This window comes from Novosphingobium sp. ZW T3_23 (genome assembly GCF_044987305.1).
Classification (GTDB): Bacteria; Pseudomonadota; Alphaproteobacteria; order Sphingomonadales; family Sphingomonadaceae; genus Novosphingobium.
Genome location: NZ_JBJDRF010000003.1, coordinates 127,980 through 153,758, shown reverse-complemented (window position 1 = coordinate 153,758; position 25,779 = coordinate 127,980). Strand labels below are relative to the sequence as shown.

Here is a 25,779-nt window from a genome sequence, read left to right as displayed (position 1 = left end):
TGTTCGCCCACCTGCCATGAGGAACGTGCGGTCCGGTCAAACGGATCCAAGACCGTACGAATCGGACAGGGCGCTGACGGGCGCCCCTGTCGAGGCCCGGTCAGCCCCCGGAAGCGGCAAGGCCGACCGAATCGGCTTTCGGGAAACCGTCGAACAGCGCGGCCGCCAGCTTGCCAGCGATGCGGTAGTCCGGCCAGTCGTCATCGCCCTCGCGAGTCGCGATCGTCGCGTAGCCTTCCCACAGCACTTTGCCGCTGACCTTGTCGACGATCCGCGTGTCCAGGCGGGTGCCGATCAGGGCGCTGCGCGGCTTCGAGAGATCGACGTTCAGCGCCAGCCCGTAAGCCGATCCGCGATTGCTCACGCCCATGGCGGCGGTGCCGCTGACCGGGTTGCGCTTTTCCTCGGCCGGGGTGAGCACCTGGCGGCTGATCTTCAGCTCGGCCACTTGTCCGCCGTTCTCTTCCTTGCGCTGGGTGTCGTAGCCGGCGCCGACCAAAGCGTCGACGATGGCGGCTTCATAAGCGGCGCGCTGTGCGCCTGGCACCCACTGGCCTTCGCCCGAATCGGACTGGACGGAAACCACGCCGTGACCGAGGTCGGCTGCTTCCGGGCCCTGCGCCACGAATCGGCTCACTTCCACGCGGCCTTCGCGCGAATCCTTCGTGCGGCTGGAGGTCGGCGCGCCGACCGGGCCACCCATCAGCGGATCGTTCCATCCGGAACGGTATCCGCCACCCCAACCCGAACCCCAGCCCATGCCCGAACCAGGCCCCCATCCGCGCTGAGCCTGGGCAGAAGACGCTGAAAGAAGGGCGACGGCGATTCCCGTGACGAGGATAACGGATTTGTACGTCTGCATGGTCGGTATGGGTCCGGTAAGACGATTGGCGAAGAATCGGTTGGGTCGCACCCGAATCTGACTTATGGGCTGCCGCGATTGCCTGAGCATTAACAGGGGCATGAACGGCAAAACGAAGCGCTTGCACGGGAGGGAATGGCCCCTCGGGCTTGACTTTGCAAGCCGCTCCCACTAACGGCGCCACTTCCTATTTTGCGGCGGCCCCAGTTTGCTTGGTGCAACCGCCGGACCACGCAAGACGAGAATAGACATGAAGATTACGAACAGCCTGAAGTCGCTCAAGGGTCGCCACCGGGACAACCGCGTGATCCGTCGTCGCGGCCGCACTTACGTCATCAACAAGACCAACCGTCGCTTCAAGGCCCGCCAAGGCTGATTCGTCTGCCTGTCCCCGCCACCGGGCGGGGATGATCTGGGCGGACGGGCGATTGCGTCTGACGACATGAGGCCCCCGCCATGCGCGGGGGTCTTGTCATGTCTGCTGCTCACGAAAATCCTTCCGTCGAAGCTCCGGTCCACGCCGTCGTCTTCGATGTCGGCCGCGTCCTCGTCGAATGGGACATGCGGCTGCTGTTCGCCAAGCTGATTCCCGAGCCTGAGCGACTCGACTGGTTCTGCGCCACCGTCGTCACCGAGGAATGGCATTTCGAGCACGACGCGGGCCGCGATCTTACGGAACTGGTTGCCGAGCGCAAAGCTGCCTATCCGGGCAACGATGCCCTGATCGATGCCTATGCGACGCGGTTCCTGGAAACGATCCCGGGCAACGTGGCGGGCAGTCACGAGATCGTGCGCGAGCTTGCCGCGCGCGACGTTCCGCTCTTTGCGATCACCAATTTCGCGAGCCCTTTCTGGCGGGAATATCGCGCCACGGAGCCGTTGTTCGACCTGTTCGGCGACATCGTCGTTTCCGGCGACGAGAAACTGGTCAAGCCCGATCGCCGCATCTTCGACCTGGCAGCGCGCCGCTTCGGGCATGAGCCCGGCGCGATGCTGTTCATCGATGACAATGCCGCCAATATCGCCTCGGCCCGCGAACTCGGTTGGCAGGTGCATCATTTCCTTGGCTCCGAGGGTTTGCGCGCCGACCTGACTGCTCGGGGGCTGGTGAAAGCGTAATACTGGCGCCGCTTCGATGAGGAGGCCGTCGTCCCGGACTTGATCCGGGACCGCTGGCAATTCTTCAGGCGCGATCTTGCAGCTCAAAGCTCCGCCGAGAGATGGGTTGGTCTCGGCCAGCGGTCCCGGATCAAGTCCGGGACGACGACGTTTGTTTCGCCTCCGCAGCAAGCCAGCGTGCGCACTGCAATTGCTCAGGGGCTAGCTCTCACGACCGAATTGGTTGCTTAGCGCCGCTCTCGCGCCAGAATTTTTCTTCGCGCTTGCAGCATAGCCGCTTGGCAAGTCCGTTTCCGTGTTGCATCACATGGACAAACGGGAGTCACAATGACGGCTACGGGCAGAACCAGTTACGACGAAATGCTCAACGAGGATGGGTCGGTCAGGCCTGCCTATGCCGACTTCAGGAAGTGGTACGACTCTCAGGACAAGGCCTGGCTCAAGCGCCAGGATGCCGAGGCAGAGCGCTTCTTTCGGCGCATCGGCATCACGTTCAATGTCTATGGCGATGACGCGGCCGAGGAACGGCTGATCCCCTTCGACATGATCCCCCGCATCATCACCGCGCGCGAATGGCGCAAGTTGACTCTGGGGATCGAGCAAAGGGTGAGGGCGATCAACGCCTTCCTCCAGGATCTCTACCATCGCCAGGAGATCATCCGCTCGGGCCGCCTGCCGATCGAGGCGCTGCGCAATAACGAGGCATTCCTGGCGCAGATGATCGGCATGACGCCGCCGGGCGGCGTCTATACCCATATCGTCGGCATCGATCTGGTGTGCACCGGGCCTGACGAATTCATGGTGCTGGAAGACAATGCCCGTACGCCTTCCGGCGTCTCGTACATGCTCGAAAACCGTGAAACGATGATGGCGATGTTTCCGGAACTGTTCACGCGCATTCCGGTGCGTCCGGTTTCCGACTATCCGCGCCGGCTTGCCCGCTCTCTGCGCGCCTGTGCACCGCCGGCTTTCAAGGGTTCCGGCCGCCCCACCGTGGCGGTGCTGACGCCGGGCATCTACAACTCGGCCTACTTCGAACATGCCTTCCTGGCCGACCAGATGGGCGCGGAACTGGTCGAGGGCAGGGACTTGCGGGTGGTCGACGGGCGCGTGGCGATGCGCACGACCACGGGGTACAAGGCCATCGACGTGATCTATCGCCGCGTGGACGACGATTTCCTCGATCCGCTCAGCTTCAATCCCGGCTCGGTATTGGGCGTGGCCGGGATCATGGACGTCTATCGGGCAGGCGGCATCACGATCGCCAATGCGCCGGGCACTGGCATCGCCGACGACAAGGCGATCTACAGCTACATGCCCGAGATCGTCGAGTTCTACACCGGAGAGAAGCCGATCCTCTCCAACGTGCCGACCTGGCGATGCTCCGAACCGGATGCGCTGGCCTATGTGCTGGACAATCTGGCGGAGCTGGTGGTCAAGGAAGTCCACGGATCGGGCGGCTATGGCATGCTGATCGGGCCGGCCTCCTCGAAAAGGGAGCTGGCCGATTTCGAGGCGAAGCTGAAGGCAAGGCCCGACAATTACATCGCCCAGCCCACGCTTTCGCTCTCCACCGTGCCGATATTCGGGAGGGAAGGGCTGGCGCCGCGCCATGTGGACCTGAGGCCCTTCGTGCTGGTTTCGCCGCAAGGGATCGACATCACGCCGGGCGGGCTCACGCGGGTGGCGCTGAAGAAGGGGTCGCTGGTGGTCAATTCCTCGCAGGGTGGGGGGACCAAGGACTCTTGGGTGCTGGACGAATGACGGGTTCTGGACGGGTGAGGGCGCACTGATGCTGGGACGGGCCGCCAACGGCGTCTACTGGATGAGCCGCTATCTCGAACGCGCGGAAAACAGCGCGCGGTTGATCGACGTCGGCTTTCATCTCGCGCTGACGCGGGGCAACAGGCATTCGCAGGACGAGGAATGGAAGTCGGTGCTGACGACCACCGGCCAGCTCGAAAGCTATCGCGCCAAACATGCCGAGATCACCGGGCCGCAAGTGTTCAACTACATGCTGCGCGACAGGGACAATCCCGGCTCCGTGCTGGCCATGCTGGAGAACGCGCGCACCAACGCACGGATGGTGCGCAACAGCCTGACCAATGCCGTCTGGGAAACCACCAACGAAGGCTGGATGCACTTGCGCGATCTGCTTTCGCGCCCGGCGCGGGAAACCAACCTGGGAGAGGTGCTCGGCCAGGTGCGCCGCACCGGCACCCTGGTGCGCGGCGCGCTGGAGGGGACCATGTTGCGCAACGAAGTGTTCAACTTCGCGCGCATCGGCACCTTCATAGAGCGGGCGGACAGCACGGCGCGCATTCTGGACGTGAAGTACTATGTGCTGCTGCCCTCGGCGGCGTGGGTCGGGTCCAGCCTGGACAATGCGCAGTGGGACACCCTGCTGCGCTCCGTGGCCGGCAATCGTGCCTATTCCTGGCTCAATGCCGGTGCCATGGATGCGCGCGGCATCGCGCGGTTCCTGATCCTGGACGGCCAGTTCCCGCGCTCGCTGGTGTTCTGCTACGAAAAGATCGCCAGCAACATGGCGGGCCTTGCCAAGCAATATGGCGAGGAAACCGGCGCGCATGCCCTGCTGCGGCAAACGGGCGAGCGCCTGCACCGCACCACCATCGAAGACATCTTCGAGATGGGCCTGCACGAATTCCTCCAGGATTTTCTCGGCGAGACGCTGCACCTCGGCAATGCCATCGCCGCCGATTATCGTTTCATCGAATAGCGCTTCATCGAAGAGGGACGGCTTTCCCATGCTGCTTACCGTCAGCCACACCACCCGCTACGTTTTCGCCGATCCGGTCGCCCATGGATTGCAGCGGCTGCGGCTGAAGCCCAAGACCACCCATGGGCAGGAGGTGCTCGACTGGCACATGGAGCTGACCGGCGCGCGCGGCGAGGCCGGTTATGACGATCATCACCAGAACCACACCGCGCTGGTTTCGATCGAGCCTGGCGCGCGCGAGGTCGTGGTGACCTGCCGGGGCACCGTGCGGACCAGCGACAACAACGGCATTACTGGCGCCCACGGCGGGCATGTGCCGCTGTGGTGCTTCCTGCGACCTACCGCGTTGACCCAGGCGGGCAATCGCGTGCGCGCGCTGATCGCGTCCGTTGATGCGGACCGGTCGGATACGCTGGGTTTCCTCCACGCCCTGTCCAGCGCGGTGGCGGCGCAAGTGGAGTACGTTCCGGGTGCTACCGACGCCAAGACCACTGCCGAGCAGGCGCTCGCGGCAGGCAAGGGCGTCTGTCAGGACCACGCTCACGCGTTCATTTCCGCTGGCCGCCTCCTGGACATCCCGATGCGCTATGTCGGCGGCTACTTGCGGATGAACGACCGGGTGGATCAGGAGGCGGGCCATGGCTGGGCGGAGGCGCATGTTCCGGGGCTCGGTTGGGTGGGCTTCGACGTTTCCAATGCCATCTCCCCGGATGAACGGTATATTCGCGTAGCCAGCGGTTCCGATTATGCAGAGGCGGCGCCGATTACGGGTATTGCCACGGGGGCGGGGGAAACCCGACTCGACGTGCATTTGTCGGTGAGCGAGAATCTGCTAGGTCAGCGGCAAACGCAGTCCGCAAGCGGCGGGCAGCAACAATAGCGACGGCGGCCGAAGCAGCCGCCTCCCCGCACATGGTCGCGCGGGGCGAAGGAATGCAGGGGTTTTCGTTCCATGACCTATTGCGTAGGCATGATGCTGGATCGCGGGCTGGTGTTGATGAGCGACACCCGCACCAATTCGGGCGTCGACAACATCTCCACTTTCCGGAAGATGTATCACTGGGAAATTCCCGGAGAGCGGATCATCACTCTGATGACGGCGGGAAATCTCGCCACGACCCAGGCGGTGATCAGCCAGTTGGAAGAGCGCAACAAGGCTCCGGCCGAGCGGCACAACACCCTGCTGGAAGCGCCGACGATGTTCCAGGCGGCCACGATCGTCGGCAATCTTCTCCAGGACATCATCCACGCGCGCGCATCGGATAACGGGCAGAAGGCGGGATCGGGCACGTTCAGCGCCTCCATGATCGTGGCGGGACAGATCAAGGGCCAGGAGCCGCGCCTGTTCATGATCTACCCGGAAGGCAATTTCATCGAGGCCAGCTTCGATACCCCATTCTTCCAGATCGGCGAGACGAAGTACGGCCGGCCGATCCTGATTCGTGGCTACGATCGCAAGATGACGTTCGAGCAGGCCGTGAAGCTGCTCTGCGTATCCTTCGATTCCACGGTGAAGGCGAACCTTTCCGTGGGGTTGCCGCTCGATCTCCTGGTGCTGGAGCAGGACCGCTTCACGCCCCTCCACGATCGCCGCATCGAGGCCGGGGACGCCTATTTCCAGTCGATCTCGGACGGCTGGGGAGAGGCCCTGCGGCAGGCTTTCGATTCCCTGCCGGACTACCGGATGGAGACGAAGCTCGACACCTCGGGGGGCTGAACCCCCTCAGTCTTCGAGCGCCGTGAACCGGAAGTCGCGGAACTTCGCCTCGCCCGGACCCGCGGCATAGAGGCCCGGCCGCAGCATCAGGAAGCCGCCGCGCACATTGTGGTGATAGCCGGAGACTTCCATGCCGCGATCGAACCGCTTCCACGTCTTCCCGCCATCGCCAGAGATGTGAAAGGCGACGATGTGCCGGCGATTGGTCAGGCGCATCTTCATGCGATGGCCATGCGGATTGGCGGGGCGGCCGCGTTCGATCCCATACTGGTGCGTGACGAAGCGCGTCTCGTCGAAGCCAAGCCCGGCATAGAGCTTGTCGTCGTAGAACAGCACGAGGCCTGCCGTGCCGCCCGGTGCCAGTTCGATGTCGCATTCGAACTGGTAGCTGGTGTCTCCCGCGATCAGCAGCAGCGGCGATCCGCTCGATGGAGCCATGCCCTTGCCCGCGAAGTGCAGCGCGCCGTCCGCTACTCGGATGCGGTCGGCCTCGTTCGGGGCCGGGCGGAAGAACGACCACTTGGAACCCATGGCGAGGGGCTTCGAGAAATCGTCCGAAAGCGGCATGCCGTGGGGTAACTGTTTCGCCACCCGGGGTATCGGCAGCGGTTGCGAGAGATCGCCGCCGGTCATGTGGAACCAACCATCGTCGGTCCACTCAACGGTATCGAGCAGGCACTGGCGGCCGAGCGTCCAGAAGCCGTTCTCGAACCCGTGGTAGAGCGTGTACCACTTCCTGTCCGGCCCCTCGACCAGCGAGGCATGGCCGCGCGACCACCAGGCTTCGGACTGGTCTTCGGTGCGGACCAGCGGATTACCGGGATGCTGTTCCCAGGGACCGTGGATCGAGCGGGCGCGGGCGGCGATCACCATATGGCCGGTGGGCGGACCTGCCGTGCCGCCCACGGCGGTTAGCATGTAGAACCAGTCGCCATGGCGGTGGATCTTGGGCCCTTCGGGGGAAAAGCCTTCGACGTCCCAGTCATCCGGATAGTGCCAGGGATCGTAAACGTGCTCGACCTTGCCGGCCAGCGAGAGGCCGTCCTCCGACAGGCGCACCCGGTCCCCGCCCGAAAGGAACAGCCAGCGCGATCCGTCCTCGCCCACGGCATGGCAGGGGTCGATGTGGTCGTGAAGGCCCAGCGGCTTCGGGTCGCTCCAGGGGCCGTCGATGTGATCGGCCCAGATCACGTAGATCTCGTTGGGCTCTGCCTTGACCGGGATGTAGAGGAAGTAGCGGTCCTTGTGCTTCTCCAGGCTGACCGCCCAGACCGATCCGATGTTGCGCGTGAGTGCGGGCCCTCGCGGCTGCCAGTTCACCAGATCGCGGCTGTGCCAGATCGTGAGGCCGGGATAGGAGTCGAAGCTGGAGAAGGTGAGGTAATAGTCCTCGCCGTCCTTTAGTATTGCCGGGTCGGGCCGGTCGCCGGACAGCACCGGGTTGAGTATCGTGCCGTTCCCGAGATCGGCGATGCGCTGCGCGTCGAACCCGCGCTTCCAGTTGCGTGCGGGAGTGGGGGCAGGTGGCGCTTTTCCCGCGCCGGGCTCTCTTGCGACAGCCTCTCCTCCCGTGAAGGTCGGCGCCGCAAGGCCGATGCCGCCGAGCAGGGCGGTCTTGAGTGCGTCGCGTCTGTCCATCGTCATCCTGTCGTTCCGTCCCGAGAGTTTTAGGCCTAGCCGAGGCCCACCGAGCGCGCCCAGGCACGCCAGAGATCGGGCCATGCCTCGACCGGCTTGCCGATCGTGCCGCGCAGGCCGAACCCGTGGCCGCCTTGTGCGAAAAGATGTGTCTCTACCGGCACGCCCTGCGCCTTCAGCGCGGCACGCAGGCGCAGGCTGTTGTCCACCGGAACGACGGGATCGTCCTCCGCGTGGAGCAGGAAGTGCGGCGGGGCGTCCCTGGGTACGGTGCGGTCGGGAGAATGGGTGGCTTCCATCTCCGGCGAAGGTGCGGGCCCGAGCAGCAGGTCGCGCGAACCGGCATGGGCGATGGCGGGGTCCATCGAGATCACCGGATAGATCGGCGCCGCGCAGAACGGGCGGGCGGATAGTCTGTCCGCCGCATCGCCGGCCGCGTAGACTTTCGCGTCGAACCGCGTGGAGAGGCTGGCGCAGACGTGTCCGCCGGCCGAAAAGCCCATGGCGGCGACCCGCTCGGGCTGCACGCCGTAGTCCTTCGCGCGGTGGCGGATCAGACGCATGGCGCGCTGGGCATCGGCCAGGGGCACGTCCTGCCGGTCCTTCCAGCCTTCTCCGGGCAGGCGATAGAACAGGACGAACGCGGTGAAGCCGCGCGCGGCAAGCCAGCGGGCCATCTCGTAGCCCTCCTTGTCGATCACCACGAGGCGATAGCCTCCACCCGGCGCGATCAACACGGCGGCGCCATTGGGGCGGTCCGGTCGGAACACCACCAGGCGCGGACGGGCGATGCCGGTGACCGAACGGTCGTTGACCTGCGTGGTGGTGGAGCGCTCGGTCACGGTTTCCACCGGCGATGCGGCGGGCATTCCCGGTGCGCCCTTCGGCCACAGATCGATGGTTTCGATCGGCTCCGGCAGGCCGGGCGGGGCCGCCTTGGCAGGATCGGCAGGCGCCGCGGTCTGGGCCAGGGCTTCGCTGGAGATAAGCCCGGACAACAGGGAAGCCGCCATGAACGATCGGCGGTCGATGGTCATGGCGGCTTCCTCTTCGTTATCTCAGTTCATGCTATTCGGCAGGTTTTTCCTGCCCGGGTCAATACTTGGCCCGCGCGCCGAACAGGATGGTGCGACCGAAGTGGTTATTCTCGTAATTGCGCTGCGCATAGATGTCGTTGGTGCGATAGCGGTATTCGTCGGTCAGGTTGTTGCCGTCGATCGAGAGTTCCAGCCATTCGGTCGCCTTGTAGCGGATCGCCGCATCGACGCTGGTGTAGGAGCCATAGCCCTCGAAGATGTTGCCGGTGGCGCTGGTGGCGTCGCTGAACGGGCCGCGATAGCTGACCGAGCCGCGAATGCTGAACTTGCCATCGTCATAGTAGAGCGTGGCGTTCCAGGCCTTTTCCGACACGCCGAGGAGGGTGTTGTTGTAGATCGCCGAGACGCCGGTGAGGCCGCAGGCGTTGGTCGTGGCGTTGCGGGTACAGGCGGAGACTGCCGGGCCGGTGATCTGATAGTCCGCGCTGCTGTCGATGAAGGTGGCGTTGCCTTGGAAGCCGGTGTGGCTGAGCAGGCCCGGCAGGAACGTGAAGGGCAGTTGCAGCGCCACTTCCACGCCCTTCAGCGTCGCGCCCTGGCCGTTGACCTGCGAGGAGACGACATATTCCTGGTTGGGATCGTAGTTGATGTAGGCGGGCGTGCTCTGGCCCAGCACGTCGCGGCCGAGGCCGAGTTGCGGCAGGGTGGCCACGTAAGTGCCCGCGACCGGGAAGCTCTCGATCTTCTTGATGAAACCCGCCACCGAAAGCAGGGCCTGCGGGGCGAAGTACCATTCGACCGAGGCGTCGAAATTGGTCGCCCGATAGGGATCGAGGAACGGGTTGCCGAAGGTGACGCGGTAGTTGAACCCGTCCACCGAGCCGCCGGGGTTGAGGTTACCCAGCGAAGGACGGGTGATCACCTTGGCGACGGCGCCGCGCACGATCACGTCGTGACGGGGATAGAACGCGATGTTCATGGCCGGGAGCCAGTCGTCGTAGCTGCGCTCCACCGTCGCGGCGACGCCTGCGGTGTAGCCGGTCGAGGTCTGCTTGGTATGGGCGTAGCGCATGCCCGCGTTGCCTGCGAATTCCAGGCCGAAGATCTCGCCCTTGACGTCGAACTGGAGGTAACCGCCCGAGGTTTCCTCACGCACGCGGCGGTTGTTGCCCAGATCCTCGATCGCGGTGCGACCATAGAGGTTGGTGTAGTCGGCTGCCTTGTCGATGTCGGCCACCAGCCACGAGCTGGTGGTGCCGCCCGGCTGCCCGGCATCGCCAAGCTCGACCAGGCGCGAGAAGTCCGAGGATACCGGCAGGCCGTAGACGTTCGCCGAGCAGGTCACCTGCCCCAGGATCAGGTCGCGGGTGCCGTTGGCGCCGCAGGCGGCGGTGTCGCGCTGGAACAGCTGGGTGCGGAAGTCGTAGCGACGCCACACCGCGCCCGCCTTGACGGTGAAGCCTTCCGTCATGTCCCATTCGGTGCGCAGCTGCGCGGTCTTGAACTGGTTCTTGACGTAGGAGGGACGGTCGCGGATTTCGGCGAGCTGGAAGTTCGCCGGGTTGGTCACGTCGAGGTCGTAACCGAGCACGGGCGACTTCATGTCCGAATAGTCGAAGTTGAATCCGTTGGCGTTGCGGTTGTCGTAGGCGAAGGTCGTCTCGACCGGGATGTCGGCATTGGACTGCGAGAAGCCGCCGAGCGCGGTGAAGCGGAAGGTGTCGGTGACGTCCTGGTCCCAGGTGGCGCCGAACTGGTAGAACTCGGTCTCGGACTTGCGCAAGTAGCTTTCGGTGCGGACCCAGGTGTTGTCGTAAGTACCCGCAATCATCGTGCCCTTGTCGTCGTAGACCGGGTTCACGAGGTTGAAGCGGCGCTCGTTGGAGCGGGCCAGCACTTCCAGCCACTGTTCGGCGCGGTCTTCCTTGAACGAGGAATAGAGGCCGTCGATCGAGAGCTTGGTGCGGTCGGTCGGTTCGAACTGGATCGAGCCGGTCAGGCCCAGGCGGCGGCGGTCATGCTCGACCACGCCGTAGCGCGGGATGCGCGCGTGGAAGGAGAGGGCGGCCGCGTCGCAGGCCGCAGAGGGGCGATAGCCGCCGCCCGAATTGACCGGATTGCCGCCGGTCGGGCCGACGTTCGAATAGAAGCAGGGGGTTCCGTTCACCGAATTGAAGTAGGCCTGCGCCCAGCGGACGGTGTTGTTGCCGGTTTCCAGCGTATCGGTGTGCGAATAGGCAGCCGAGAGATTGACGCCGAACGTGCCGGCATCGTTCCGCCAGGAAAGCAGCCCGGCCACGCGCGGTCCGACGTTGTCGGACAGGTCGTTGTACGAGCCCTGCACGTTGAGCACGGCCGAAAGCCCCGCCTTGCCCGTAAGCGGGTTGCCGGTGTTGAGATCGACCACGGCGCCCAGCGAGCCTTCGTCGAGGCTGGCCTCGGCGGTCTTATGGACGACCAGGCTGCTGAACAGTTCGGACGCGAAGACGTTGAAATCGAACGCGCGATCGCGGTTGGCGCTGGCGCCGTCGGAGCTGGTGGCGATCGTTTCGAGGCCGTTCACGCGGACGCGGGTGAACTGGGCACCCAGGCCGCGCACGGTGATCGCGCGGCCTTCGCCGCCGTCGCGCTGGATCGAGATGCCGGGGATGCGCTGGAGCGATTCTGCAAGGTTCTGGTCCGGGAACTTGGCCATGTCCTCGGCCACGACCGCGTCCACGGCGCTGATGGATTCGCGCTTCACATTGAGCGCGGCTTCCAGCGACTGGCGAAAGCCGGTGACGATGATTTCCTGTGCCGCGGCGTCGCTCGGATCGGTGGCGCCGACGGTCTCCTGCGCGAAGCCGGTCTGCGGCAATGCCAGTGCGCTTCCCGCGACAAGCGCTGTCCGCAGCAGCGAAATCCTCGAATCCCGGACCTTGGATTTGTTCAGGCGCATGATCACTCCCCCTTTTGGCCTTTATAGACCTAGCCTTTTTAGACTTGGGCCTTTGCGGCCCATTGATACCGGTGTCAGAAGTGGTCGCGATTGAAACGCTTCCTTCGTCCGGCACCTGCTCCCGGCACCTTTCGGCGCCTCCTCCAGCGCCCGGGTGGGCGCTTGTTCTTACTGCGTGTCGTCTTCTCGTGCGATCGTCAGTTCGTTCTTGCCGGTTTTGGTAACCGGTGTCATTAGTTATTGCCGCAGGGAGGGCACCCTGTCAAGAACCCCTGAGACAAGCAGGGCCATCGGGAGAGCACAGTGCAAGTAAAGAGGCAGTTCAGCCGGTTCAATCTTGCGGTTTCGGCCGTTATCCTCGCACAGCTGACAGTCCCGCTCGCGGCGGAAGCGCAGACGGCCGACCCTACCAAAGGTGGCGATGGCGGCCGAATCATCCGCGTGACGACGCTTGCCAAGGACGGTCCGGGATCGCTGAAGGCGGCGGTCGAGGCCAAGGGCAAGCGCACGGTCGTGTTCGAAGTGGGCGGCGTGATCGATTTCCAGCGATCGGTGCTGGAGATCGACGAACCGTACCTGACCATCGCGGGGCAGACCGCTCCCTCCCCCGGCGTGACGATCGTTCGCGGCGGGATCGATCTCAAGGGGCACGACGTCAAGATCAGCCATATCCGCGTGATGACCGGCGTGGACGGCCAGCCCAAGCTGTCCGGCTGGGAGGCCGACGCCTTCTCTACCGTCGCAGCGCACAACGTGGTGGTCGAGCATTGCAGCTTCCTGTGGGCGATCGACGAGAACATGTCGACCTCCGGCCCGCGCTTCAACGGCAAGACCGTTAAGGAGTGGCGCGCGGCGACCAGCCACGACATCGTGTTCCGCGACAACCTGGCGGCCGAGGGCCTGGCCGACGCCAGCCATCCCAAGGGCGAACATTCGAAGGGCTCGCTCGTGCATGACAATGCCACGGGTATCGTATTCTACCGCAACGTCTGGGCGCATAACATGGAGCGCTCGCCGCTGGTGAAAGGCGGCGCGCAAGTGCTGATGCTCAACAACATGATCTACGACCCCGGCAACCGCGCGGTGCACTACAACCTCATGGCCCTGGAATGGGAAGGCCAGCCCTACGTCACCGGCGAGATCACGGCGGTCGGCAACGTCATGCGCGCCGGCAATTCGACCGCATCGGGACTGCCGTTCCTGACGCTTGGCGGCGACGGCGACCTGGCGTGGTTCGGCAAGGACAACGTCAATGTCGATCGCTGGGGCAACCCGGCGCCGATGTTCGGGCGCTATGGCGTGACCGGGGCCAAGCTCATCGAATCGCAGACCCCGCTCGCCAGCCTCGCCGGTTACAAGGTCATGCCCGCCGCCGAGCTGGAGACCGATCTGCTGGCTTCGGTCGGGGCGCGCCCCTGGGATCGCGCGCCCGATGACATCCGCGTGCTGTTCTTCATCGCCGAAGGGCGGGGCGAGATCATCGACGACGAAAAGGTGGTCGGCGGCTATCCCCATCCGGCGCCGACCCGCGCTGCCTTCGTGGAGAAGGACTGGAATCTGGGCACCATGACGCCGAAGTCGGGCCTCTATCCGGGGCAGAAGGCCGGGGCCCAGGAAAAGCTCTCCCGGCGGGATCAGGAGATGAGAAAATGATTGCAGGTCTGTTGCTGATGGCCGCCGCCGCGCCGCCAATGGCCGTGATCGACGAAAGGGACACTCTGCGCGAGGAAGCCCCTCCGCACGGTGCCATCGGCATGAGCACGGCCTATCGCATTTCCGATGCCGCGCCCGCCCCCCGCACGATGGAATTCCGCCGCCGTGTCCTGCACAAGGGCGCGGCGATCGGCGAGCATCCCATCGCTCACGACGAGGTCTATTACGTTCTCTCGGGCGAAGGCGAAGTCGTCTCCGATGGGAAGCGCGCCATGCTTCGCCAAGGCATGACGGCCTACCTCTACAACGGCGCGGTCGTGGGCATCCGCCAACATGGGGAGGAGCCGCTCTCGCTGATCATCGCCTATCCCAATCCGCCTGCTGCTACCGGGAAATAGCCTTTCACGATCAGGCCTGTTGCGGTTTGACCCGCAGCAGGCCTTCCTGGGCGACGCTTGCCACCAGGTCGCCGTTGCGGGAATAGATCGCGCCCCGCGCAAAGCCGCGTGCATGACCCGACCAGGGGCTGTCCATGCTGTAGAGCAGCCAGTCGCCGAGCGGCGGGGTCTGGTGGAACCACATCGCATGGTCGAGGCTGGCGCCGGTGACGCCCGGCGAGAAGAAGCCCAGGCCCTGCGGCATCAGCGCCGTGGAAACGAGCGCGAAATCGCTGGCATAGGCCAGGATAACGCGCTGCATGACGGCATCTGCGGCCAGTTCGGCTGACAGTGGAGCGGCCAGCCGGAACCATTGATGGCGCTGGGGAAGGTCGCCGTCGCGCACGGGTGGGCAGGGGCGAATCTCGAAGGCCGCCAGGCGCTCGAGCAGAAAGGGCGGCAGTTTCTGCCCGGCGGCGGCGAGTGCCTCCTGGAAGCCCGGGCATTGCTCCGGCGCGGGCACTTCAGGCATCGGCACGGCGTGGGATAGGCCTTCCTCATGCCGGTGGAAGGACGCGGCAAGATTGAGGATCGGCTTGCCGCCCTGCATGGCGACGACGCGGCGGTTGGAGAAGCTGCCGCCGTCGAAGTCGGGCAGGACGCGGTAGATGATCGGGCGCGTGGCATCGCCGGCGCGCAGGAAGTAGGCGTGGAGCGAATGGGCCTGCCGCTCAGGATCGATGCCCCGTGCGGCGGCTGCAAGCGCCTGGGCCACGACCTGGCCGCCATAGACGCGTCCCGGCTGTTCTGCCGATGCGATGCCGCGGAAGATCCCGGTGTCGATCTCTTCCACGGTGAGCAAGGCGTGCAGTTCCTCGACGGCGACGTGGGCGGTCTCAGTCATCGGCATGGCTTTCGTTGGAGGTAGTCGGCTCGGCGGGCGTCCGGCCCAGCCAGGCAAGCGACTGGCGCTCTATCGACAGCAGTTCTTCCAGCGTCTGCTCGATCGCGGTCTTCTGCTGGCGCAGTTCGTCGATGCGGTCGGTGACCCTGGTCAGGAGCGCGCGAACCTGTTCGTGATGTTCCGGATCGACATCGTAGAGGTCGAGGAATTCCTTGATCTCCCGGATCGAGAACCCCAGCCGCTTGCCGCGCAGGATCAGTTGCATGCGCCCCATTTCACGCTTCGAATAGATGCGCATGGTGCCGATGCGCTGCGGCGCGATCAGATCCTTGTCTTCATAGAAGCGCAGGGTCCGCATGGTCACGCCCAGTTCGGTGGCGGCTTCCTGGATGCCGAGCATGTCGCCCCGCGCATCGATTGCGAGGGGCGCCTCATTGGGTGTCAGGGCTGCGCCCGTGCCGCTCACGCAGGGGTTCCTTCGGCGGGGCCGGCGGCGCGGCGCGCGTTTTCTTCCTCGACCAGTTCCCTCTTGGAGAGCTTGCCGACCAGTGTTTTCGGCAAGCTTTCACGGAACTCGATGCTGCTGGGCATCTCGATCTTGTTGAGGCGCTCCTTGAGGAAAGCCATCAGCGCTTCCTCGTCGAGGACATCACCGGGATGAAGCGCTACGAATGCCTTGGGCGCCTGGCCACGATAGGCGTCGGGAACGCCGATCACGATCGCCTCGTGGACCTGGGGATGCTCGTAGAGCGCATCCTCGATGGTACGCGGATAGACGTTGTACCCCCCGCACAGGATCATGTCCTTGATACGGTCCACCAGGAACAGGTAGCCGTCCTCGTCCAGATAACCGACGTCCCCCGTGCGCAGGGCGCCGTAGATGAAGGTCTTCTCCGATTCCTCGGGCCGGTTCCAGTAGCCCGACATAACCTGCGGCCCGCGCGCGCAGACTTCGCCGCGTTCGCCCTGGGGCATGATCCGGTGCGGATTGTCGGGATCGCGGATTTCCAGCGCGGTGCCGGGGAAGGCCGGGCCGCAGGAATTGTCCTTCACATCGCCTTCCAGCGGATTGCAGGCGATGATCGGCGAAGCTTCGGACAGGCCGTAGCCCTCGACGACGCGGACGCCGGTGCGCTGCTCGAACTTCTGGCGTACTTCCAGCGGCAGCGGCGCTCCGCCCGAGATGCAGACGCGCACCTGGTCGAACTCGCCATGAAGCTGCTGGTTGTTGAGCGCGGTGTAGAGCGTGGGCACGCCGAAGAACTGCGTGGGCTTCGTCCGCTTGGCGGTGGCCAGGAACGATTTCATCTCGAAGCGCGGCAGCAGGATCATCTCGGCCGCCGTGTCCACCGAATAGTTGAGCACCGTGGTCAGCGCGAAGACGTGGAACAGCGGCAGCACGCCGAGGGTGCGCTCCTGCGTCTCCGGCATGTGGCCGACATGGGCGATCATCTGCGCCGAGTTGGCCGCAAGGTTCGCGTGGCTGAGCATCGCGCCCTTGGGCACGCCGGTCGTGCCGCCGGTATATTGCAGCACGGCAAGGTCCGAAGGCGAGCGCTCGACCGGATCGGGATCGGCATCGCGGGCGATGAGGTCGGCAAAGCGCAGGAAGCGTAAATCGTGCGGCTCATGCGCGATATCCTTGCGCTTGAGCAGGCGGTAGGCGCGGCCCTTGAGCTTGGGCAGGGCATCGGCGATCGGGCAGACGATCACCCGGCGCAGGGCTCCCTTTCCGACCAGCGGCTCGATCTTGGGAAGCGAGAGCGCAAGGTCCGAGGCGACGATGAATTCCGCCCCGGAATCGTCGACCAGATGTTCCATCTCACGCTCGGTGTAGAGCGGGTTGAAGTTCACCACGATGCCGCCGATGCGCAGGATCGCGAAGTAGCAGACGACATAGTAGGGCGTATTGGGCAGGCACAGACCCACCCGCGTCCCACGCTTGACGCCGAGATCCTGGAGCCCCCGCGCGGCCCGACGGGAAAGCTCGCCGACTTCGGCATAGGTCCACTTGCGGCCCATGAAGTCGATCGCCGGCCAGGCGCCGTGGGCATCCACGGCATGGTCGAGCAGGTCGGTGAGCAACCGCGGCGCGATCGGCGGCATCTCTTCCGGAACGTGGGAGGAGGTTTCCTGGGCGGAGTGGCCGCCGATCGTCGCCGCGGCGCCCATCAGAAGGCCACCCGTGCGCCGAGCGAGAACACCAGCGCCGAAGCGTCGGTCAGACGGCCGTCGGTAAGGATCGGGGTCTGCGCGGCGGTGCCGGCATAGGCGGCGGTGATGCGGTCGACCGGGGCATCCTTGAAGGTGATGTACGAGGCAGCCGCGTCGATCGCGATCTTCTCGCTCATGTTGTAGGTCGTGCCTGCCGAGAAGTTCCAGCGGTTGCTGTCGGGAACGCGGGCATCGCGATTGCCGTTCGAGGTCGGCGTCTCGCCGTACTGGATGCCGCTGCGCACGGTCCACTTCGGATTGACGTCATAGTCCACGCCGAAGGCGTAGGAGAAGCCGTCCTTGTAGTTTTCGGGCAGAGACTGGTTGATCGGCGCGCCGAGATCGATCGAATCGAACTTGCTCCAGCCATAGGCCACGACCTGGGCGTTGAGGGTCAGCTGGTTGGTCGCCTTGACGCGGCCGGACATGATCGCCTGCCACGGGGTGGAGAACTCGGCGGTGGCGTCGAGCGTGCGGTTCTGCGCGGCGAGCGGGCCGAGCAGGCCGTCGATGGTCAGCGTGCCCTTGAGCTTGTGCTTCACGGCGGACTTGTAGGCGACGCCGATCGAGGCCGGGCCGTTGTGATACTGTGCGCCGACCGACCAGCCCACATCCCAGCCATTACCCTTGAGGTTCTGGTGGCCGTCCGCCAGCAGCGGGGAGAGGTTGGGCAGGTAGTTGCCCAGCGCCGCGTCGACATATTCGATATTGGCGGCGGCGCCGATATAGAGCCCTTCGACCGGCTGGAAGGCCACGCTCGGCTGGATGTCGATGGTGCGCAGCTTGGTCTTGTCGGCGGAATAGCGCGCCCAGCTGTCGGAATCGTAGTCGGTGGTGAAGGAGTAGGGCGAGGTGACGGTCAGGCCGAAGGCGAACTTGCCGGTGCCGTAGGCGATCGCGCCGGAGGGCAGCACGCCGTTGTTGATCGGGTTCTTGGCAACGCCGTTGCCGCCTACGGGCGCGGGAGCCTGGCCGGGACGAACGATAACGGTGCCGTCGTCCACCACTTTGCCGCGCGGCAGGATGACGCTGGCGTGGACCGAGGCCTGGCCGCCTTCGAGCCCGCCGATCGCGGCCGGGTTCCACCAGAGCGAATCGACGCCGGTATCGGCGGCTTCACCCGAGAAGGCGCGGCCTTGCCCGCGTACCGACTGTTCCTGGAGGTAGAAGGCCTGGGCATGAGCCGATCCGGCAAAGCCGAACACGATGGCGGAAGCGGTGCCCGCGAGAAGAATGCGGCCCGAATTGCGTTTCATATCCTTGAACTCCCTTAATTCTCTTATACCCTGAACCTTCGAGTACCCGGTGCGCCTCAGGGGATGCGCGTCCAGGTCTGGGTCTTGCACAAGGGCCAGACGATGCAGCCCTTGAGCTTGAGGCTGTTGGCTCCGGCAGGCGTTATCGTCGCCTTGTAGGTGCCGCCGTCCTCAGGATTGTAGATCTGTCCTTCGACCCATTCGTTCCCTTTGGCCTTGAATCCGCCGACAATTTGCAGACCCTTGATCTTGCGGCCACGCTGCGCGGTGTCCTTGTTGTTCACGTCGCGCAGGTCGGGATTGGCCTTGATGCCGTCCGAATCGACGAGCCGGCCGCAGACCGATTCGCCGCAGCGGCTGAGTTCGACAACGCCGTGCTTGGAAGGCGTGCGCCACTTGCCCAGAACGGAATCGTTTCCGGCCGCGAATGCCGGATTCAGGCCAAGCAGCAGCGGGGCGGCACCGGCAACCAATGCCAGTTTCGCGGGTTTCCAATTTCTCATGAGCGACCTCTCCATCGTCTCTCCAATCGGACATCTTCTCACCAGCGGGGCGGACCCCTTAGGTCGGATGCTGATTTCTCGTAACCCAAAAATTGCTTGACGTATAGGGAAAGAATTGCACCCTTAGGGAAGACGACGACGCAGCCTCGGGAAAAGCCCAAGGCGCGTCCGCCCACGGAGAGAGTGCATGCAAAGTGTCGTGATCGCGGGTTACGCCCGCTCGCCCTTCCACTTGGCCAACAAGGGCGCGCTGGCCCGCGTCCGTCCCGACGATCTGGCCGCGCAGGTGATTCGCGGACTCATCACCAAGACCGGCGTGGAAGCCGCTGATATCGAAGACGTTATCGTCGGTTGCGCGTTCCCCGAGGGCGAGCAGGGCTTCAACGTCGCGCGCCTGATCGGCCTGCTGGCGGACCTGCCGATCTCGGTTGGCGGCATGACCGTGAACCGGTTCTGCGGCTCGTCGATGAGCTCGATCCACTATGCCATGGGCCAGATCGCCATCGGCGCGGGCGAAGTGTTCGTCTGCGCGGGCGTCGAATCGATGAGCCGGGTGCCGATGATGGGCTTCAACCCGCTGCCGAACCCGGAGCTGGCGAAGAAGAGCGCCGCCTACATGTCGATGGGCGAAACCGCCGAGAACGTCGCCACCAAGTACCAGATTGCCCGCGCCGATCAGGAAGCGCTGGCCGTCTCCAGCCAGCAGAAGGCCGCCGCCGCGCGTGACGCCGGCAAGCTGACCGACGAGATCGTGCCGATCCAGACCAAGGGCGGCGTGGTCAGCGAAGACGGCACCATTCGCGGCGAAACCACCGCAGAGGGCCTTGCCGGCCTGAAGCCCGCGTTCGATGCGGCAGGGTCAGTGACTGCCGGCACCTCCTCGCCGCTGACCGACGGCGCCAGCGCCGTGCTCGTCACCACCGAGGACTATGCCCGCGCCCATGGCCTGCCGATCCTCGCCCGTATCAAGTCGGTCGCGGTATCGGGCTGCGCGCCGGAAACCATGGGTCTTGGGCCCATCCTCTCCAGCCAGAAGGCGCTTGAGCGCGCCGGTATCTCGGCCGGTGACCTCGACGTGGTCGAGTTGAACGAAGCCTTCGCTTCGCAGGCGCTGGCCTGCATCAAGGACCTCGGCCTCGACGTGGCCAAGGTGAACATCGACGGCGGCGCGATCGCCATCGGCCACCCGCTGGGCGCCACCGGCGCGCGCATCGTCGGCAAGGCAGCCTCGCTGCTGAAGCGCGAAGGCGGCAAGTACGCGCTCGCCAGCCAGTGCATCGGCGGTGGTCAGGGTATCGCCACGATCCTGGAGTCGGTGGAATGAGCGATACGATCAAAAAAGTCTGCGTGATCGGCGCCGGCACCATGGGGGCCGGGATCGCCGCTCAGGTGGCCAATGCCGGCGTGCCGGTGCTGCTGCTCGACATCGTTCCCAAGGAAGGTGCAAATCGCAACGCGGTTGCCGAGGGCGCCGTGGCGAAGATGCTCAAGACCGAGCCCGCGCCGTTCATGAGCAAGTCGGCCGCCAAGCTGGTTGAGACCGGCAATATCGAAGACCACCTCGACAAGGTTGCCGAGTGCGACTGGGTGATCGAGGCGGTGATCGAGCGTCTGGACATCAAGCAGGGCCTCTACGCCAAGCTGGAAGCGGTGAAGCGCGACGGCACCGCCGTTTCGTCCAACACCTCGACGATCCCGCTCGCCCATCTGGTGGAAGGGCGTTCGGACGCGTTCAAGCGCGACTTCCTGATCACCCACTTCTTCAATCCGCCGCGCTACATGCGCCTGCTGGAAATCGTCACCGGCCCTGCGACCGACGCTGCCGTCGCCGCGAAGGTCGAGCAGTTCGCCGACGTTTCCATGGGCAAGACGGTGGTCAAGGCCAAGGACACGCCGGGCTTCATTGCCAACCGTATCGGCACCTACTGGATCCAGCTTGGCCTCAACGCCGCGTTCGACATGGGCATCACTGTCGAACTGGCCGACGCCATTGCCGGAAAGCCGATGGGCGTGCCCAAGACCGGCATCTTCGGCCTTGTCGATCTGGTCGGCATCGACCTGATGCCGCACTTGCAGGCCAGCCTCACCTCGACGCTACCCGCAGGCGACCTCTATCACGGCATCGCCCGCGACATCCCGCTGATCAACAAGATGATCGGTGAGGGTTACACCGGCCGCAAGGGCAAGGGCGGGTTCTATCGCCTCAACAAGGAAGCCGGTCGCCGCAAGGAAACTATCGACCTCCAGACCGGCGAATACCGCCCGACCATCACCCCACAGGGCCCGCGCGGCGCGGCTGCCAAGGGCGACCTCAAGGCGCTGGTCGAAAGCAAGGGCGACATCGGCGCCTATGCCTGGGCGGTGCTGGGCGATACGCTGGCCTATGCGGCCAGCCTTGTGCCCGATGCCGCGTCGGACGTGGTTGCCGTCGATGACGCGATGAAGCTGGGCTACAACTGGAAGTCCGGTCCGTTCGAGATGATCGACAAGCTCGGCGCAAAGTATTTCGCCGAACGCCTCGCCGCCGAAGGCAAGGCCGTGCCGGAGATCCTGACCTTGGCGGGCGACCGCACGTTCTACCGGATCGAGAACGGCAAGCGCCAGTTCCTCGGCCTCGACGGCGAATACCGCGACATCGTTCGTCCCGAAGGCGTGATGCGCCTGGCCGACGTGAAGCTTTCGTCCAAGCCGATCCTCAAGAACGCCTCGGCGGCGCTCTGGGATATTGGCGATGGCGTCGTCTGCCTTGAATTCACCGGCAAGATGAACGCGCTCGACGGCGAAGTCATGAAGCTGATCGGGCAGGTCATTCCGCTGGTGGCGGCGCAGTACAAGGCGCTGGTCGTCTACAACGACGCCGACACCTTCTCGGCAGGCGCCAACCTCGGCCTTGCGCTCTTCGCGGTGAACATCGCGGCGTGGGGCGAGATCGAGAAGCTCGTTGCCGGTGGCCAGCTCGCCTACAAGGGCCTGAAGTACGCTCCGTTCCCCGTCGTCGGCGCGCCTGCCGGCATGGCGCTGGGCGGTGGCTGCGAGATCCTGCTCCACTGTGACGCGATCCAGGCCCATGCCGAACTCTACTGCGGCCTTGTGGAATGCGGCGTTGGCCTCGTTCCCGGCTGGGGCGGCAATGGCGAGATGATCGAGCGCTGGCGCAACGCTCCCGGTATGCCCAAGGGCCCGATGCCTGCCGTGGCTAAGGTGTTCGAGATGGTCTCCACCGCGCAAGTCTCCAAGTCGGCCCAGCAGGCGCGCGAGATGATGATCCTGCGGGGGGATGACGGCATCTCGATGAACCGCGATCGCCTGCTCTACGACGCCAAGCAGAAGGCGCTGTCGCTGGTGGAAGGCTACACTCCGCCCGAAGCACCCGAGTTCAAGCTGCCCGGCGCCGGTGGCCGCACCGCGCTCGGCCTCGCTGTCGAGGGCTTCCACAAGCGCGGCATGGCGACCGACTACGACGTGGTCGTTTCCGGCGTGCTGGCCGATGTGCTGACCGGCGGCGGCGAGTTCGATCTCGTCGACACGGTGAGCGAGGGCGAACTGCTCAAGCTGGAGCGCGATGCCTTCATGGGCCGTCTACGCGACGACCGCTCGGTCGCCCGTGTCGAGCACATGCTCGAAACCGGCAAGCCGCTTCGCAACTGATAAGGTATGAATGCGCGCCCGTCGGTGATCCGGCGGCGCGCGCGAGGAGAGTGACATGCAAGTCTACGAAGCGCCCCTGCGCGACATGAAGTTCGTGCTCCACGAACTCCACACCGATGACGGCTTCGGAAATCTCGAAGCCCTGGCCGAATTCACGCCGGATCTGGTGGACGCGGTGCTGGAAGAGGCCGCCAAAGTGGCGCAGGAAGTGCTGCTGCCGCTGAACCGCAGTGGCGACATCGAGGGCTGCACGCTGGAAAACGGCGTGGTCCGCACCCCCAAGGGCTTCAAGGAAGCCTACGACATGTTCCGCGAAGGCGGCTGGTGCGCGCTGGCGTCCGATCCCGAATGGGGCGGTCAGGGCCTGCCCGAGGCGCTGAACAAGCTGACCGAGGAGATGATCTGCTCCTCCAACCTGTCGTTCAGCCTATATCCCGGCCTGACCCACGGCGCGACCACCGCGATCGAAGGCTATGCCAGCGACGCGCTGAAGCAAGCCTACCTGCCCAAGATGGTCGAGGGCACCTGGTCGGGCACGATGTGCCTTACCGAACCGCACTGTGGCACCGACCTTGGCATGCTGCGCACCAAGGCCGTGCCCGCCCAAGAGTCAAATGGGGGTGACGACAGCTACAAGATCTCCGGCGCCAAGATCTTCATTTCGGCGGGCGAGCACGACCTGACCGAAAACATCATCCACCTCGTCCTCGCGCGGCTTCCCGATGCGCCGGAAGGCGTGAAGGGGATCAGCCTGTTCCTGGTGCCGAAGTACCTGCCCAAGGAAGACGGCACGCCCGGCCCGTCCAACGGCGTTTCGGTGGCGGCGATCGAGCACAAGATGGGCCTCAAGGCCTCGGCCACCTGCCAACTGAACTTCGACGATTCGATCGGCTGGCTGGTCGGCACGGCGAACAAGGGCATGGAAGCCATGTTCAAGATGATGAACACCGAGCGCGTCTCGGTGGGCATCCAGGGCCTTGGCGTGGGTGAGGCGGCCTATCAGTCGGCCGTGTGGTACGCCAAGGACCGCGTGCAGGGCCGCTCGCTGTCGGGCGTGAAGAACCCCAAGGGCCCGGCCGATCCGATCATCGTCCACCCCGACGTGCGCCGCATGCTGATGACCGCGCGCGCCTACAACGAAGGCAGCCGCGCCGTCGGCGCCTGGGTCAGCCGTGCGCTCGATGCCGAAAAGCACGCGACCGATCCGGCCGTGAAGGCCCGCGCGGAAGACTTCATCGCGCTGATGACCCCGGTGGTGAAGGCGCTCTTCACCGATTGCGGCTATGAAAGCGCCAATCTGGCCGTGCAGGTCTATGGCGGCCACGGCTATATCGCCGAAAGCGGCGTGGAACAGTTCGTGCGCGATGCCCGCATCGCCATGATCTACGAAGGCACCAACGGCATTCAGGCGCTCGACCTGGTCGGCCGCAAGATGCCCGCGCATGCCGGCCGCTATCTGCGCTCGTTCTTCCATCCCGTCTCGGACTTCATCGAGGCGAACAAGGCGGACGAGACGTTCGGCAAGATGATCGAAGGGCTGGAAAAGGCCTTCGGCGCGCTCCAGCTTTCCACCGGCACGATCGCCCAGAAGGGCATGAAGGACCCCGAGGAAGCCGGTGCCGCCGCGACCGACTACCTGCGCCTGCTCGGCCTCGTCGCCATGGGCTACACATTCGCCAAGGCGGCGCTGATCGCCAAGGCCAGGCTGGACGAGGGCACGGAGGACGCCGCGTTCTACACCGCCAAGATCGGCACCGCGCGGTTCTTCTTCGACCGTCTGCTGCCGCAGGCGACTGCCGCATTCCTGGCCATCAAGTCGGGCAAGGCCTCGATGATGGCGCTGGACGTGGACATGTTCTGAGGCCCTGCTTCAGATGCGCGAAAACGGGGGTGGGCGCCGGGCGCCTGCCCCCGTTCCCGTATCAGGCTGCTCCGACCCAGACTATCCAGCCCACAAGCCACGCCGCGACCACGCAGGCGACTAGCCGCCAGACCGGAGCCTTGACCATGCCGGTCGTACCGGCAGGCATGGCGCGTGAGCCGGTGAGCATCGGGGCGATCAGGTTGTCGCGCTTGATGACGCGGTAATAGAGGATCGCGGCAAGGTGCAGCACGATCATCGCGAGGATCAGATAGAACACGATCCCGTGCAGCTCCGTCATCCGGCTGGCGGTGGAGGAGGACACCAGGTGATTGAGCGGCCCGGTAGTGCCGTCGTCGGGGTCACCTGAGAAAAGACCTAGCGAAACCTGCGCGGCCATGAGGCCCAGCATTGCCAGCACGCTCCAGCCACCCGCCGGGTTGTGGCCGAGCGTCGGCTCGTGAGTGCTCGATCGCAGATGGGCCAGCACCGCGCCCGGCCCTCGCACGAAGCCTGAAAACCGCGCGGTCGAGCTGCCGACGAAACCCCAGAGCACGCGGATCACCAGCAGCTGCATCAGCACCGTGCCGATGCTGGTGTGCCAGCCCATCTCGCCATTCTCGGCCGTCCACCAGAGTGCCGGAATCAGCACGGCGAAGCTCCAATGGATCACGCGAACGGGCCAGTCCCAGAGGCGGGTGCGGACGATTTCCGCACCCTCGCTCCTGCTCACTGCTTCTTCTCGCGGAAGTTTTCGTGGCAGCCCTTGCAGGCGCCGCCGATCTCACCCATCGCCAGCTTCGCGGCGGCCGCATCCTTGGCGTCGGCTGCGGCCTTGAGCTTGCCGGCTGCGGTGGCCAGCTTGTCGGCTGCGGCCGTGAATTCGGCGGGCTTTTCCCAGATCGCGGGGAGGGCCTCGGTCTTCTCGCCCGATTCCTTGCCGCTACCCTTGGGGAAGAGGCCGAGGATCTTGCCCGCGTCCGTCTGGATCGAGGTGGCGGAAGCAGAGACGGCCGCAAAGTCCGGCGCGGAATCTTCCAGCGCCTCCTTGGCGGCCTTGTTGGCCTTGGCGATGGCCTTGAAATTGGCCTCGCGTGCTTCGATCGTGTCGGCAACCTTGACCGGGGCGCCCGAGGCATCGGTCGTGGTCGCGGATGGTTCAGAGCCTTTGCAGCCGGTCAGGGCGGCCGCAAAGGCAAACGCGGCTAGGGTGGTCGTGACGAGAGTCTTCGATGCCATGTCGCTGCTCCTGGCAGTTATCTTTGAGCGGGAGGCCGTCCATTTTGCCCGTCGGCCTTGGTCCCAAGCGCTT

22 protein-coding genes are annotated in these 25,779 nt (G+C 65.1%); 11 read left to right on the top strand and 11 right to left on the bottom strand.

The annotated features are described in order from the left end of the window. Positions 1–100: 100 nt before the first annotated feature. Positions 101–862 carry a hypothetical protein gene (locus tag ACI3K3_RS03150; protein ID WP_404911994.1) on the bottom strand — a complete coding sequence of 254 codons (762 nt, stop codon included), beginning with the start codon at positions 860–862 and terminating at the stop codon, positions 101–103. Positions 863–1,112: 250 nt separating this feature from the next. Between ACI3K3_RS03150 and ykgO the strand changes: the two genes are divergently transcribed. The 6 genes from ykgO to ACI3K3_RS03120 all read left to right on the top strand — a co-directional run bounded on the left by ykgO (position 1,113) and on the right by ACI3K3_RS03120 (position 6,438). Beyond that, a complete protein-coding gene (gene ykgO / locus ACI3K3_RS03145; protein ID WP_021235112.1) occupies positions 1,113–1,238 on the top strand; it encodes a type B 50S ribosomal protein L36 in 126 nt (41 codons plus the stop codon). Positions 1,239–1,336: 98 nt separating this feature from the next. Then, entirely contained in the window at positions 1,337–1,981 is a 645-nt protein-coding gene (locus ACI3K3_RS03140) for an HAD-IA family hydrolase (RefSeq protein ID WP_404911992.1), read from the top strand. Positions 1,982–2,308: 327 nt separating this feature from the next. Then, entirely contained in the window at positions 2,309–3,745 is a 1,437-nt protein-coding gene (locus tag ACI3K3_RS03135) for a circularly permuted type 2 ATP-grasp protein (RefSeq protein ID WP_404911990.1), read from the top strand. Between the two features lie 28 nt (positions 3,746–3,773). Further along, a complete protein-coding gene (locus ACI3K3_RS03130) occupies positions 3,774–4,721 on the top strand; it encodes an alpha-E domain-containing protein (protein WP_404911988.1) in 948 nt (315 codons plus the stop codon). A 28-nt stretch (positions 4,722–4,749) separates the two neighbouring features. Continuing rightward, positions 4,750–5,601 (top strand): transglutaminase domain-containing protein, encoded by an 852-nt coding sequence (locus ACI3K3_RS03125; RefSeq protein ID WP_404911986.1) that lies wholly within the window; start codon positions 4,750–4,752, stop codon positions 5,599–5,601. A gap of 72 nt (positions 5,602–5,673) precedes the next feature. Continuing rightward, on the top strand, positions 5,674–6,438 hold the full coding sequence (locus tag ACI3K3_RS03120) for a peptidase (protein ID WP_404911984.1): 765 nt from the start codon (positions 5,674–5,676) through the stop codon (positions 6,436–6,438). A gap of 6 nt (positions 6,439–6,444) precedes the next feature. On the opposite strand, the gene ACI3K3_RS03115 is transcribed toward ACI3K3_RS03120, so the two are convergent. Genes ACI3K3_RS03115 through ACI3K3_RS03105 form a run of 3 tightly spaced genes read right to left on the bottom strand, consistent with a single transcriptional unit; the run spans position 6,445 to position 12,051 of the window. Next, a complete protein-coding gene (locus ACI3K3_RS03115; RefSeq protein WP_404911983.1) occupies positions 6,445–8,082 on the bottom strand; it encodes a family 43 glycosylhydrolase in 1,638 nt (545 codons plus the stop codon). A 29-nt stretch (positions 8,083–8,111) separates the two neighbouring features. Beyond that, complete coding sequence (locus ACI3K3_RS03110; protein WP_404911982.1) at positions 8,112–9,113, bottom strand: alpha/beta hydrolase; 1,002 nt, start codon at positions 9,111–9,113, stop codon at positions 8,112–8,114. Between the two features lie 58 nt (positions 9,114–9,171). Then, positions 9,172–12,051: a TonB-dependent receptor gene (locus tag ACI3K3_RS03105; protein ID WP_404911980.1), complete on the bottom strand. Its 2,880-nt coding sequence runs from the start codon at positions 12,049–12,051 to the stop codon at positions 9,172–9,174. Positions 12,052–12,405: 354 nt separating this feature from the next. Between ACI3K3_RS03105 and ACI3K3_RS03100 the strand changes: the two genes are divergently transcribed. Next, a complete protein-coding gene (locus ACI3K3_RS03100) occupies positions 12,406–13,704 on the top strand; it encodes a polysaccharide lyase family 1 protein (protein ID WP_404912068.1) in 1,299 nt (432 codons plus the stop codon). Then, the gene (locus tag ACI3K3_RS03095) at positions 13,701–14,102 is read left to right on the top strand and encodes a cupin domain-containing protein (RefSeq protein WP_404911979.1); all 402 of its coding nucleotides are present in this window, start codon (positions 13,701–13,703) and stop codon (positions 14,100–14,102) included. Before ACI3K3_RS03100 ends, ACI3K3_RS03095 begins: the two co-directional genes overlap by 4 nt. Before the next feature lie 10 nt (positions 14,103–14,112). Here the strand turns inward: ACI3K3_RS03095 and ACI3K3_RS03090 are convergent, their stop codons facing one another. The 5 genes from ACI3K3_RS03090 to ACI3K3_RS03070 form a co-directional block, all read right to left on the bottom strand. Continuing rightward, on the bottom strand, positions 14,113–14,985 hold the full coding sequence (locus ACI3K3_RS03090) for an acyl-CoA thioesterase (RefSeq protein WP_404911977.1): 873 nt from the start codon (positions 14,983–14,985) through the stop codon (positions 14,113–14,115). Then, entirely contained in the window at positions 14,978–15,385 is a 408-nt protein-coding gene (locus ACI3K3_RS03085; protein WP_313435288.1) for a MerR family DNA-binding transcriptional regulator, read from the bottom strand. Before ACI3K3_RS03085 ends, ACI3K3_RS03090 begins: the two co-directional genes overlap by 8 nt. Before the next feature lie 62 nt (positions 15,386–15,447). Then, positions 15,448–17,157 carry a long-chain-fatty-acid--CoA ligase gene (locus ACI3K3_RS03080; protein ID WP_404911976.1) on the bottom strand — a complete coding sequence of 570 codons (1,710 nt, stop codon included), beginning with the start codon at positions 17,155–17,157 and terminating at the stop codon, positions 15,448–15,450. After that, on the bottom strand, positions 17,157–18,455 hold the full coding sequence (locus tag ACI3K3_RS03075) for an OmpP1/FadL family transporter (protein WP_404911975.1): 1,299 nt from the start codon (positions 18,453–18,455) through the stop codon (positions 17,157–17,159). The genes ACI3K3_RS03080 and ACI3K3_RS03075 overlap by 1 nt, the downstream gene beginning before the upstream one ends. Positions 18,456–18,511: 56 nt before the next feature. Further along, on the bottom strand, positions 18,512–18,958 hold the full coding sequence (locus tag ACI3K3_RS03070) for a DUF2147 domain-containing protein (RefSeq protein ID WP_404911974.1): 447 nt from the start codon (positions 18,956–18,958) through the stop codon (positions 18,512–18,514). A gap of 187 nt (positions 18,959–19,145) precedes the next feature. Between ACI3K3_RS03070 and ACI3K3_RS03065 the strand changes: the two genes are divergently transcribed. The 3 genes from ACI3K3_RS03065 to ACI3K3_RS03055 are packed head-to-tail and all read left to right on the top strand — an operon-like array spanning position 19,146 to position 24,467. Beyond that, positions 19,146–20,282 carry a thiolase family protein gene (locus ACI3K3_RS03065; RefSeq protein ID WP_404911972.1) on the top strand — a complete coding sequence of 379 codons (1,137 nt, stop codon included), beginning with the start codon at positions 19,146–19,148 and terminating at the stop codon, positions 20,280–20,282. Further along, entirely contained in the window at positions 20,279–22,606 is a 2,328-nt protein-coding gene (locus ACI3K3_RS03060; protein WP_404911971.1) for a 3-hydroxyacyl-CoA dehydrogenase/enoyl-CoA hydratase family protein, read from the top strand. The genes ACI3K3_RS03065 and ACI3K3_RS03060 overlap by 4 nt, the downstream gene beginning before the upstream one ends. Before the next feature lie 55 nt (positions 22,607–22,661). After that, positions 22,662–24,467 carry an acyl-CoA dehydrogenase C-terminal domain-containing protein gene (locus ACI3K3_RS03055; RefSeq protein ID WP_404911970.1) on the top strand — a complete coding sequence of 602 codons (1,806 nt, stop codon included), beginning with the start codon at positions 22,662–22,664 and terminating at the stop codon, positions 24,465–24,467. 61 nt (positions 24,468–24,528) lie between these two features. Here the strand turns inward: ACI3K3_RS03055 and ACI3K3_RS03050 are convergent, their stop codons facing one another. Together ACI3K3_RS03050 and ACI3K3_RS03045 are read right to left on the bottom strand one after the other, a co-directional pair. Next, positions 24,529–25,200, bottom strand: a complete 672-nt coding sequence (locus tag ACI3K3_RS03050) for a cytochrome b/b6 domain-containing protein (RefSeq protein ID WP_404911968.1) — start codon at positions 25,198–25,200, stop codon at positions 24,529–24,531. Beyond that, positions 25,197–25,706: a cytochrome c gene (locus tag ACI3K3_RS03045; protein WP_404911966.1), complete on the bottom strand. Its 510-nt coding sequence runs from the start codon at positions 25,704–25,706 to the stop codon at positions 25,197–25,199. The genes ACI3K3_RS03050 and ACI3K3_RS03045 overlap by 4 nt, the downstream gene beginning before the upstream one ends. Positions 25,707–25,779: the final 73 nt, after the last annotated feature.

Coding starts and splice junctions, on each gene's coding strand:
- ACI3K3_RS03085 (WP_313435288.1), bottom strand. CDS start 15,385: ATGCTCGGCATCCAGGAAGCCGCCACCGAACTGGGCGTGACCATGCGG.
- ACI3K3_RS03090 (WP_404911977.1), bottom strand. CDS start 14,985: ATGACTGAGACCGCCCACGTCGCCGTCGAGGAACTGCACGCCTTGCTC.
- ACI3K3_RS03140 (WP_404911992.1), top strand. CDS start 1,337: ATGTCTGCTGCTCACGAAAATCCTTCCGTCGAAGCTCCGGTCCACGCC.
- ykgO (WP_021235112.1), top strand. CDS start 1,113: ATGAAGATTACGAACAGCCTGAAGTCGCTCAAGGGTCGCCACCGGGAC.
- ACI3K3_RS03080 (WP_404911976.1), bottom strand. CDS start 17,157: ATGGGCGCCGCGGCGACGATCGGCGGCCACTCCGCCCAGGAAACCTCC.
- ACI3K3_RS03095 (WP_404911979.1), top strand. CDS start 13,701: ATGATTGCAGGTCTGTTGCTGATGGCCGCCGCCGCGCCGCCAATGGCC.
- ACI3K3_RS03150 (WP_404911994.1), bottom strand. CDS start 862: ATGCAGACGTACAAATCCGTTATCCTCGTCACGGGAATCGCCGTCGCC.
- ACI3K3_RS03120 (WP_404911984.1), top strand. CDS start 5,674: ATGACCTATTGCGTAGGCATGATGCTGGATCGCGGGCTGGTGTTGATG.
- ACI3K3_RS03105 (WP_404911980.1), bottom strand. CDS start 12,051: ATGCGCCTGAACAAATCCAAGGTCCGGGATTCGAGGATTTCGCTGCTG.
- ACI3K3_RS03110 (WP_404911982.1), bottom strand. CDS start 9,113: ATGACCATCGACCGCCGATCGTTCATGGCGGCTTCCCTGTTGTCCGGG.
- ACI3K3_RS03130 (WP_404911988.1), top strand. CDS start 3,774: ATGCTGGGACGGGCCGCCAACGGCGTCTACTGGATGAGCCGCTATCTC.
- ACI3K3_RS03135 (WP_404911990.1), top strand. CDS start 2,309: ATGACGGCTACGGGCAGAACCAGTTACGACGAAATGCTCAACGAGGAT.
- ACI3K3_RS03045 (WP_404911966.1), bottom strand. CDS start 25,706: ATGGCATCGAAGACTCTCGTCACGACCACCCTAGCCGCGTTTGCCTTT.
- ACI3K3_RS03115 (WP_404911983.1), bottom strand. CDS start 8,082: ATGACGATGGACAGACGCGACGCACTCAAGACCGCCCTGCTCGGCGGC.
- ACI3K3_RS03075 (WP_404911975.1), bottom strand. CDS start 18,455: ATGAAACGCAATTCGGGCCGCATTCTTCTCGCGGGCACCGCTTCCGCC.
- ACI3K3_RS03060 (WP_404911971.1), top strand. CDS start 20,279: ATGAGCGATACGATCAAAAAAGTCTGCGTGATCGGCGCCGGCACCATG.
- ACI3K3_RS03055 (WP_404911970.1), top strand. CDS start 22,662: ATGCAAGTCTACGAAGCGCCCCTGCGCGACATGAAGTTCGTGCTCCAC.
- ACI3K3_RS03065 (WP_404911972.1), top strand. CDS start 19,146: ATGCAAAGTGTCGTGATCGCGGGTTACGCCCGCTCGCCCTTCCACTTG.
- ACI3K3_RS03070 (WP_404911974.1), bottom strand. CDS start 18,958: ATGAGAAATTGGAAACCCGCGAAACTGGCATTGGTTGCCGGTGCCGCC.
- ACI3K3_RS03125 (WP_404911986.1), top strand. CDS start 4,750: ATGCTGCTTACCGTCAGCCACACCACCCGCTACGTTTTCGCCGATCCG.